10 protein-coding genes and 2 tRNA genes are annotated in these 9,105 nt (G+C 69.7%); 6 read left to right on the forward strand and 6 right to left on the reverse strand.

Annotation, left to right across the window (positions count from 1 at the left end; translation table 11 throughout):
* The 6 genes from AC5LUJ_RS12435 to AC5LUJ_RS12460 form a co-directional block, all read left to right on the forward strand.
* A partial coding sequence (locus tag AC5LUJ_RS12435) for a glycosyltransferase 87 family protein (RefSeq protein ID WP_493464965.1) occupies window positions 1-723 on the forward strand: 723 nt, incomplete at its 5' end.
* Window positions 724-854: 131 nt separating this feature from the next.
* Window positions 855-1,235, forward strand: coding sequence for an RNA-binding S4 domain-containing protein (locus AC5LUJ_RS12440; protein ID WP_250283707.1), 381 nt, complete (start codon window positions 855-857; stop codon window positions 1,233-1,235).
* Between the two features lie 200 nt (window positions 1,236-1,435).
* Window positions 1,436-2,278: an alpha/beta fold hydrolase gene (locus tag AC5LUJ_RS12445; protein ID WP_445548204.1), complete on the forward strand. Its 843-nt coding sequence runs from the start codon at window positions 1,436-1,438 to the stop codon at window positions 2,276-2,278.
* 228 nt (window positions 2,279-2,506) lie between these two features.
* The gene (locus AC5LUJ_RS12450; protein WP_250283705.1) at window positions 2,507-3,061 is read left to right on the forward strand and encodes a hypothetical protein; all 555 of its coding nucleotides are present in this window, start codon (window positions 2,507-2,509) and stop codon (window positions 3,059-3,061) included.
* Between the two features lie 365 nt (window positions 3,062-3,426).
* Window positions 3,427-3,501, forward strand: a tRNA-Asp gene (locus tag AC5LUJ_RS12455).
* Between the two features lie 93 nt (window positions 3,502-3,594).
* Window positions 3,595-3,671, forward strand: a tRNA-Phe gene (locus AC5LUJ_RS12460).
* A 71-nt stretch (window positions 3,672-3,742) separates the two neighbouring features.
* On the opposite strand, the gene AC5LUJ_RS12465 is transcribed toward AC5LUJ_RS12460, so the two are convergent.
* The 6 genes from AC5LUJ_RS12465 to AC5LUJ_RS12490 all read right to left on the reverse strand — a co-directional run.
* Window positions 3,743-4,954: a tyrosine-type recombinase/integrase gene (locus AC5LUJ_RS12465; RefSeq protein WP_493464966.1), complete on the reverse strand. Its 1,212-nt coding sequence runs from the start codon at window positions 4,952-4,954 to the stop codon at window positions 3,743-3,745.
* A gap of 209 nt (window positions 4,955-5,163) precedes the next feature.
* Window positions 5,164-5,496, reverse strand: a complete 333-nt coding sequence (locus AC5LUJ_RS12470; protein ID WP_493464967.1) for a hypothetical protein — start codon at window positions 5,494-5,496, stop codon at window positions 5,164-5,166.
* 182 nt (window positions 5,497-5,678) lie between these two features.
* Entirely contained in the window at window positions 5,679-5,873 is a 195-nt protein-coding gene (locus tag AC5LUJ_RS12475) for a helix-turn-helix domain-containing protein (protein WP_493464968.1), read from the reverse strand.
* A 34-nt stretch (window positions 5,874-5,907) separates the two neighbouring features.
* Entirely contained in the window at window positions 5,908-7,629 is a 1,722-nt protein-coding gene (locus tag AC5LUJ_RS12480) for a replication initiator (RefSeq protein ID WP_493464969.1), read from the reverse strand.
* Window positions 7,626-7,868: a hypothetical protein gene (locus tag AC5LUJ_RS12485; RefSeq protein ID WP_493464970.1), complete on the reverse strand. Its 243-nt coding sequence runs from the start codon at window positions 7,866-7,868 to the stop codon at window positions 7,626-7,628. The genes AC5LUJ_RS12480 and AC5LUJ_RS12485 overlap by 4 nt, the downstream gene beginning before the upstream one ends.
* A partial coding sequence (locus AC5LUJ_RS12490) for an FtsK/SpoIIIE domain-containing protein (protein WP_493464971.1) occupies window positions 7,865-9,105 on the reverse strand: 1,241 nt, incomplete at its 5' end. The genes AC5LUJ_RS12490 and AC5LUJ_RS12485, both read right to left, overlap by 4 nt.

A 9,105-nucleotide genomic window follows, 5' to 3' on the forward strand; every position in this document is an offset into this window, starting at 1 on the left:
GGGGAAACACCCACCCGTCGCCGGGCCTGGGTCGCCGGGATGCTGCTCGCGGCGGCGGTGGCGGTCAAGCTGTACCCGGCGCTGCTCCTGCCGGCAGCCGCCCGACGCCGCCCGGTCACCCTGATCGGGGCGACCGTCACGGTCGTCGGGCTCTCCTACCTGCCCCACGTCCTGGCCGTCGGGCCAGCGGCCCTCGGCTTTCTCCCGGAGTACCTCAACGTCGAGGGATACGGCCGGGGCAGCCGTTTCCTGCTGCTCACAGCCCTCGGCCTCGACGGGGCCGTCGCCAAGGCCGTCGCCGTGTCGGTGCTGGCGATGGTCACCGTGGCCGTCCTGCGCTGCGACCCGCGCCGGGTTCCCCTCGAACGGGCCGCGCTGTGGCTCGTCGGGGCCGCCTTTCTCATCGCCACCCCGGTCCAGCCCTGGTACGGCATTCTGCTGGTGGCGCTCGCCGTCCTCGCAGGCCGACTGGAATGGCTCGCCGTCGCAGCCGCCGGTCATCCCGTGTACGTCTCCCTGTTCACGGATCTGCCAGGCGATGCCCGGACGCTGCGAATCCTCTCCTACGCCGTCGCCGCGCTCGTCGTACTCATCGCCGCCCTGCTGCGCCGACGACAACGTGCCACCCGGCCTCCGCGCATGTTCGGCGCGGGCATGATGGCCCTCAGCTCCCCCTGTACGGACGGTGAGCAAACCACTCGGACGGGCAGGAGATTCCGGTGACAATTCGTAATCTCACCCCGTCACCATGCGCCAGTGCCATACGGATGGAGCGTACGCACCGCTCCTTTGCCTCCCGCCTGTCCTCCGTCCGGCTGGTGACCAGGCGGCTGTTGGATTCGTAGAGTCGTGTCATGGCGGCGCAGGAGGAGAGCGTACGGGTCGACGCCTGGATCTGGTCCGTACGGCTGGTCAGTACACGGTCGCAGGCGGCCGCGGCCTGCCGCGCCGGGCATGTCCATCTCAACGGTGAGCGGGTCAAGCCGGCCCACGCGGTGCATGCCGGGGACGAGGTACGGGTGCGGCACGCCGGGCGCGAGCGGACCATCGTCGTCACCCGCGTTCTCAACAAACGGGTCAGCGCGACCGTCGCCGGAGAATGCTTCATCGACCGCAGCCCGCCGCCGGCGGCACGGGAGAGCGTCGCGGCGACGGGTGTCCGCGACCGCGGCGCGGGACGCCCGACCAAACGCGACCGACGCGCTCTGGAACACCTGCGCAACCGCGACCTGTAGACCTGTAGACCTGTAGACCTGTAGACCTGTAGACCTGTAAAATCCGCGGACCTGCCGTCGAGCCGCACCCGGGCCCGGGCGCCTGGGTGGACCCGGACAGGCGATGCCGCGGGCGACGCGCGGTCACGGATGGATGCCGCACGACCCGGCCGGGTACGACCGTTGCCAGCGGTCACGTACATCCGCGCAAGGGGGAGAAAATGCCTTATGTAACCGTCGACCAGGAGAATTCCGGCGATATCGATATCTACTACGAGGACCACGGATCCGGCCAGCCGGTCGTACTGATCCACGGTTTCCCGCTCAACGGGGCATCGTGGGAGAAGCAGATCCCGATGCTGCTGGACGCCGGCTATCGGGTGATCCACTACGATCGCCGGGGATTCGGCAGGTCCAGCCAGCCCGTAACCGGCTACGACTACGACACGTTCACCGCCGACCTGAACGCGCTGATCGAAACGCTCGACCTGCGCGACATCGTCCTGGCCGGCTTCTCGATGGGCACCGGCGAGATCACCCGCTATATCGGCGCGTACGGCACCGACCGCGTCGCCGCCGCGGCCCTGTTCGCGCCGCTCGCACCATATCTGCTGAAAACCGACGACAATCCCGAAGGCGTGCCGGCAACGGTGTTCGAGGAGACCAAGCAGGCCATCCGTGACGACCGGTTCGCCTATCAGAAGGTTTTCCTCGACAATTTCTACAACATGGACGTCTTCGGCGGTACCGCCCGCGCCAGCGAGCAGGCCTGGCAGCACGCCTGGGCCGTGGCCACCGACGCCTCGGCGCTCGGCACGTTGCGGTGCGTCGACGCGTGGTGCACCGACTTCCGCGGTGACGTGCCCGCGCTGTCGAACGTCCCGCTGCTGGTCGCGCAGGGCACCGAGGACCGCATCCTGCCCATCGACAACACCGGGCGCCGGCTGCGGGCCCTGGTCAGGAACGCGCAGTATCACGAAGTCGACGGCGGCCCGCACAACATCGGCTGGACCCACCCCGAGGTCGTCAACCCGCTCTTCCTCGGCTTCCTCACCAAGCAGTGACCTCCCTTCCGGCGATTTCCTCCCGGCCGATGCCCTTCCGGCCGTTGGCTCCTGGTTTTTCCGGGCCGCAATCTCTTCAGACAGGTTGATAATACTGAGTGCAACAAGTCAACAGCGGAGAGTTCTCATAAACTCTGAACGCTTCCTGAACTCAGGGCTCAGGTGATCAGCCCACGCTAGGAATGGATCAGACGTGCCGCTGGGGTACGTCGAAGGGGGTAGACGACGATGCGACCTCGACTTGGCACCACGCTCACGACGATCGCGACAGTCGGGACTCTGAGCATCGCGGGCGTCACCGCGGTAGCACTCGCCTCACCTGGCAGCCCCACCAACCTGATCTCCCCAGCCGGGGCGGCGACCACCCTGTCACCGGGCGAGGACTCAAGCAAGGACACGACCACGCTGGACTCCGACCAGCCGCGACACAGGCATCACCACTGGCACGGCGGCCCAGGCTGGTGGGGCTACGACGGCGACGGCGTCGACGGCGTCGACGTGTCCCGCCCGCTGCACGGCGACGCGACGGTCCGGACGGACGACGGCTACCAGGTCATCACCTACCAGCGCGGCGAGCTGACCAGCCTGTCCCAGACCTCGGTCACGATCAGCAGCAAGGACGGGTACAAAGCCACCTACGCAGTGACCGGCGACACCGACCTCTGGGCCGACGGTGACGACGCCGGCATCGGCGACTTCAGGACCGGAACCACCGTGGTGGTGGCCGCGACCGTCGACGGCGACACCCGCACCGCCGAGCATCTCGCCGAGCTGCCGGACTGACCCGCGGAGCCTGCTGCCGGGGCCTGCCAGCGGCCCCAGCATGGCTGGCGGCTCCGCACAGGCCCACGACAGGGCCCGGACAGGCGCACCACCGGCCCGTCCGGGCCCTGTCGGACGGCCTGCCGGACTCGAAAGATCCGCCGTGTGCGCAGGCACGCCAGCCTCCATCCCCGGACGCTCCCGCCGTGCTGTAGGCTGTTGTCCAGCATCAGACGGAGCCTTGGTCGACCGGAACCCCGATCAACCTCAGAGGCCCCGGAGGAAGCTTCTCAGGAACATGATCACATGATCCTGGCAGGCTCTTCTCACTGAAGACAGGCAGCGGCAACCGGCAAGGCATGTGATACAACTGAACAGCACAGCATGGTCCCGTGGTGAAGTCTGGAGTTCACGCCGCCCTGTCAAGGCGGAGGTCGCGGGTTCGAATCCCGTCGGGACCGCGCTCACGTCATCGGATGCCAGCAGCGACAGCACGCTGACGACATCCATCGATGTGGCCTGCTAGGCCCGCGTATGACAGGATGGTCGCACCGGGGCAGGTAGCTCAGTCGGTACGAGCGTCCGCCTGAAAAGCGGAAGGTCGGCGGTTCGACCCCGCCCCTGCCCACCACCTCTGATCTGCGGCTTCGTCTTCCGGGCCATGATCCCTGGTCATTGTTGACGGCAACCCTGACGGCAACGTCAGCGAAGCTGATCGTCCAGCTTGGTCAGCGCCTCTCGCATCTGATCGAGCGATGTATGTGCGTAGATCGTCATCGTAACTTCGATCGCCGCGTGTCCGGCGATGTCTCGGACTGTGTGCGGCGGCACACCCAGATGCAGGAGCAAGGTCACACAGGTATGCCGAAGATCATGAAAACGGACGTCTTCGACCCCGATCTTCTCGCGTAGCGGATACCAACTCCGCCGGAGGTTGTCCGGCTCGATCGGCGTACCGATCGTGCTTGTGAACACGTGGCCTGTCTCCACCCAGGCTGGCCCAGCGTAGGACCTTTCCTCCCGTTGCCGGTCCGCATGGCGACGCAGCCCGTCCGCCGTGGCGCCGAGAAGCGGAATCGTCCGTTCCGACCGCTCCGTCTTCGGCATGACCGTCCGCAACTCACCATCGACCCGTTGCAGGTTGCGCCGCACGGTGAGGCTCCCGGCGTCAAGGTCGACGTCCGACCAGTGCAGCCCGAGCAGCTCGCCGCGCCGGAGCCCCAGGAACAGCGCCAGGACGTAGAGCGCGTGCAACCGGTCGTCCTCGGCCGCCACCAGCAGTTTGCGGGCCTGATCGACGGTCAGCCCGCGGTTGACCTTGTACTTCGGACCTGAAACCTTGACCAGCTTCGCCACGTTTCGACGGATCAGCTCCTCCCGGACCGCCGCCTCCAGCGCGTTGCGCAGCACCGCATGGACCTGCTGCCGCAGCCGGAGGGACGGCAACGACTTGCAGCACCGGTCGGCCGCGCAGCACCGTCGCTCGTCCTCGGCCCGCTTGTGATCCGTCTTGTGAAGGCAGCACAGGCACATGTTCTCCAGACGCCGGAGGAACAGCCGTACGTCCGCCCCGGTGAGCCTGTTCAGCTTCTTCTTCCCGAGCGCAGGCACAAGGTGCACCCGGACCACCACTTCGTACCCCTGGTACGTCCTCGGCTTGCACGCCGGCTTCACGATCTGCTCAAGCCAGTACGTCAGGAACCGCCCGACCGTCCAGCCCGTGGCCTCTGCCGGAATGCCCTGGTCGGAACTTGCTTTGAGGTCGGTCAGCTTCTGCCGAACCTCTTCGTCCGTCTTCCCGTAGACCCGGCGTCGCTTGTACGTTCCGTCGGGCATCAGCACGTAGGCCGCACCTTCCCAACGCCCATCCTTGCGCTGATAGTAGGTGCCCTCACCGTTGATCCGCTTCGCCATCTGAACGAGCCTCACTTTCGAGTTCGTCGCGCATGGATGACCCGCTCCTCTGGGGCGGGGAGGGTCCGTCGGGAGCCCGGCCGCGTCCAGGGCGCTGACGCGTCACTACGTGATCGGCTTCGCCGACCCTGGACCCGTCCGCACTCCCGACGGGCGTAACGCCCACCAGAGGAACGGGAAAGAAATGGGGGAAGGACCGCGAGTCCTGGTCAGCGCGGCTGAGGCTGCGCGGGAACCATCCGATACGGGCGGACGTCAGGCACCCAGCCGCCAGCCGGGCCATGCCCGCGCGGTATGGGGACTGCCGGAAGCGCGCTGCCGGGGATCGCGCGGAACACCAGAACCACGTCGACGTCTCCGAGGGCTTCGACGAACACCGCGTCGGTGGGGATCGCGACCGCGGTCCGGGCGATGTCGAACGGGTCGGCGCCCGGCTTGACGGTCATCTCGTAGAAGCCGTGGCCGGGGGCGTCGAGGCGGACGAAGGGCTGTCCGTCGGAGGGGTCGCGCGGCGGGTCGAGGTCAGGCGGAATGATGGGCACGGGTCGGTACTCCCTTGGCTGTTAAGGGGTGCTGATCAAGGTCCCGGTGTGGTGTTGGCGCACCCGCCGGGACCGCCTTACAGATCTTTGTGTCTGTACGACCGGAGGCCCACGGGCCGCATCGCCGCGCGTGATGCACTGCCGAAACCCGGCTGTCCAGTTCGGCGCGGACCAGCATGTGATCATGCTGCGGCCTCCGTGCCCGGGGCGCCGCGGAGCCGGTCGACGTAGGCGACGAGCGCCGCCCGTGGGATCCGCCGCGCCCGTCCGATGCGGACGGATTCGATCTGCCCCGCCGCCATCAGTTCATAGACGGTGGACCGGCCGACACCGAGGACCGCGGCGGCTTCGGCCGCGGTCAGGAGAAGCTTGTTCATACTTCCTCGCCGGAATCGTCGTAAGACATGGAGATCATGCGGCATCGCGGAGTAGAGGGTCGGTTGCCGACACCGGGTCGGGCTGTCCACGCGCGGCCCGCGCCGCATCCAGTTGGGCGCGCCACCGGTGGCGGTCCGCAACCGCACGCAGGAGCAGGTGTTCACGCCGCGGGGTGGCCGGATCCCCGGGTCGGAGAAGCTGCCAGACCACCCGGTCGGCGCCGCCGTCCTGGCCGCCGGTGTCGATGTGACCGAGGACCGCAAGTTGCTGCCGCACCCAGACTTTCCGATCTTCTTTGTGGTCGGCGAGGGTCTTGCCCGACCACTTCCGGCTGACCAGCACCCGCCGGCCGCCGAAGCCGAGGGTTTCGCGCCGGTGGGCCTTGCCCCGGCACCGTCCGGGCACGAGCCCGGCCCGCGGGTTTTTCGGCTGGACGCCGTAGAGCAGCCAGTTCGCACAGCCCGGGGCGCAGGGTTCGTAGCGCAGGGCGTCGGCGAGCCGGTCCACATGCGCCCGCTGCGCGTCGCTGGTCGCCGCATGGCAGGCGTCCAACGACTTGGTCAGATATTTGGTCAGGTAGCCGATCAACCGGCCGGTGTTGACGTTGTTCGCGGTCATCCCGTCCGCGCGGACCTGCACCCCGAACCGGACCACGTGCGCGGGTTCGGCATCGTCGCCGAGCGCATCCAGCGCCGCATCCCAGGTCGGCAACGGTGCGCCGGTGTCCGGGTCGGTGTAGCCGCCGGCCCGCTCGTCCCAGACCGGCAGCCGGCCCGGGGCGTAGACCGGCCGGTCACACGCCGGCCACCACACCTGGTGATAGGTGGCCGCCGCCACCTGGCGCAGCAGCACCCGCGGGATCGTCCCGCGCATCGCCGCGTGCAGATGCGGCGCCAGCCGCCGTTGCGGCTCCAGGGCGGCGAAGTACTGCACCTCCCAGCCGACCGCCCGGCGCAGGTTCTGCCAGAACCGATCGAGCAGCTTGGGAAAGTGGATCGCGTCCCGGGCCGCCCGCCGGTAGTCGTACGACGTCGGGTCCACCGGGGTGCCATCCGAGTGCACCCGGCCGTAGCTGTCGCAGGTCAACGTCAGGAACATCGACGGCCGCCACACCATCCCGTCGGGGGCGGTGAACGTCCGCCCCACGGTGCGCCGGTCCACCGGCAGCCGGGGCAGGTCGGGGGCATCCTGCCGCCGTTTCGTCGACCGGGTCCGCCGGGGCCGCTCCCGGACCTCCGGCGCGGTCGTCCCGCGCACACCAAGATCGGTCAACGCGGCGTCCACCTGGGAGATCAGATCGTCGGCTTCGGCGATCTGCTCGACGTTGTGGCTGGTGACGGCGTCGGTGCGGACGGCTTCGAGATCCGCGCGGAGTTGGACGAGGGTTTTCGCGTCGTCGCCAGGCGGGTCCGGGTCGGGCAACGGTTCGTCGTCGAGGTGCCAGCCGGCCTGGCACTGCGCCATCCGCAGTTTGCGTGCGCGGTCCGCGCACGGCGGGCACTTGCTGGCGAGGGTGGCCCCGCACGGCACCGGGACGGTTTCCGTCTCGCCGGTGGTCAGGTCCACCCGGCGCATGGCCAGCGGGCGGAGGCACACCCCGTTGTCGACCGCGACCGCCTCGAGGACCTGCCGGGCCAGCGGCAGCCGCAGCCGCGCCGCCCGACTCCCCGCCGCCGGGCCTGTGGTCGCGACGGGGCCGGTCGGACTGTCCGGATGCGCCGACAGCAGGCCGGCGGGGTCCGTTCCGTGCGTCATGCGGCCCGCTCCTCCTGATCCTGATCGTCGTGGTCGTGGTCGTGGTCCTGGTCCTGGCCGTCGCCGGCCGGGTCGGGGCCGGGCGGGTGGCCGGGGGGCGGTTCCCGGCAGCCGCACACCCGCCCCCGCCCGACCGGCACCCGACAACCGGCGCCGGCCCGGTGCGCCACCCACAGATGCCGGCACCAGCCGCACAGCGGCAGCACATACACCGGGGCGTAGCCGTCCGGGTCGGTCATGCCGCCCAGCCGGTGGCATCCGGGGTCCACCCTGTGCCGAGATCGTCCAGGCCGATTACCGTGCCGGTCACGGGCGGTTGGTAGCGGTGCGCCATCCGGGAGATCTTGGCGTCGTCGACCCAGGCGGCCCGCACCCGCACCGGGTCGGCCTGCCCGTCGGCGAGCACATAGCCGACCCCGGGCAGCCCGTCGGGGATCTCCTCGGCCCGTGCCCCGCGGTCGCGGGCGCCGTCGCCCAGCACGAGATCGACCTGGTCGGCTTCGGTCAGCCGCAGCGCCACCCGGACCGGGAACAGGTCCCGGAACGGCAGCACCTCTTTCCGCGGGTCCTGCACCGCGCCGATGACCATCACCCCGGGTGCCCGGCCCTGCGACAGCAGCAGCGGCAGGGACGCGGCCAGCCGCCGTTTGAGTTCCCGGTCGGTGACGTAGGCGGTGAGCGCGGCGAGTTCGTCGACGATGACGACGATCAGCGGCTCGTCTACGGTCGGGGTGTGCAGCCGGGTCACGCCGCGCAGCCGTCCGGCCCGGTCGCGCATGACCGTCACGGCGTCGTCGAGCAGGTCGGCGATGCCGGCGGTGTCGGTGGCGAACCGGGTGAACATGCCCCGGCCGAACGCCAGTTCCATTCCGCCCTTGGGGTCGGCGATCCACAGTTCGACCAGGCCGGCGCGCACCGCCGGGCCGAGCCCGCGGATCGTCGCCCACAGCACCGAGCTCTTCCCCGCCCCGGTCGCCCCGGCCACCAGCACGTGGGCGCCGCGGACCGGTAGCCGCCAGGGCTGGCCGTCCTCCCGCCGGCCGATCGGGATTCCCGTCAGGTTCACCGGCGTGTCGTCATCCCACCCGTCGTCGTCTCCGTCGTCCGCGTCCGGGCCGTCGAGGTCGGCCGGGGGGACGAGGCCGGCCAGCGGGTCACGGTGGGTGAACTCCAGCCAGATGTATCCCACTCGGGTATCCGGGCGGATCCGGCAGGTCTGGGCGCGGAACGCCTGCCGCAGCGCCTCGGCCTGCTCCGCCCACTGCGGCGGGGTCTGCCCGTAGAGCAGTTCGACCCGCAGCCGATCCGCCCACCGGTCGGAACGGATCGTGCGGATGCGGGGGAAGGTTTCGGCGAAGGCGACCCGGTCGCCGTTGGACACCGGGATGCGGATTGCCAGCCCGGTGTGCACCATCACCGGCCGCCACCGCCACCGGTAGACGGCCAGCAGCCGCAGCCGGGCGCGCAGCCAGCGGG

The organism is Protofrankia sp. CiP1_Cm_nod3, assembly GCF_982290655.1.

What these genes read in the sequence shown, in the direction of transcription:
- AC5LUJ_RS12485 (WP_493464970.1), bottom strand. Translation starts at nt 7,868, where the DNA reads ATGACCGACCCGGACGGCTACGCCCCGGTGTATGTGCTGCCGCTGTGC.
- AC5LUJ_RS12465 (WP_493464966.1), bottom strand. Translation starts at nt 4,954, where the DNA reads ATGGCGAAGCGGATCAACGGTGAGGGCACCTACTATCAGCGCAAGGAT.
- AC5LUJ_RS12480 (WP_493464969.1), bottom strand. Translation starts at nt 7,629, where the DNA reads ATGACGCACGGAACGGACCCCGCCGGCCTGCTGTCGGCGCATCCGGAC.
- AC5LUJ_RS12450 (WP_250283705.1), top strand. Translation starts at nt 2,507, where the DNA reads ATGCGACCTCGACTTGGCACCACGCTCACGACGATCGCGACAGTCGGG.
- AC5LUJ_RS12445 (WP_445548204.1), top strand. Translation starts at nt 1,436, where the DNA reads ATGCCTTATGTAACCGTCGACCAGGAGAATTCCGGCGATATCGATATC.
- AC5LUJ_RS12475 (WP_493464968.1), bottom strand. Translation starts at nt 5,873, where the DNA reads ATGAACAAGCTTCTCCTGACCGCGGCCGAAGCCGCCGCGGTCCTCGGT.
- AC5LUJ_RS12440 (WP_250283707.1), top strand. Translation starts at nt 855, where the DNA reads ATGGCGGCGCAGGAGGAGAGCGTACGGGTCGACGCCTGGATCTGGTCC.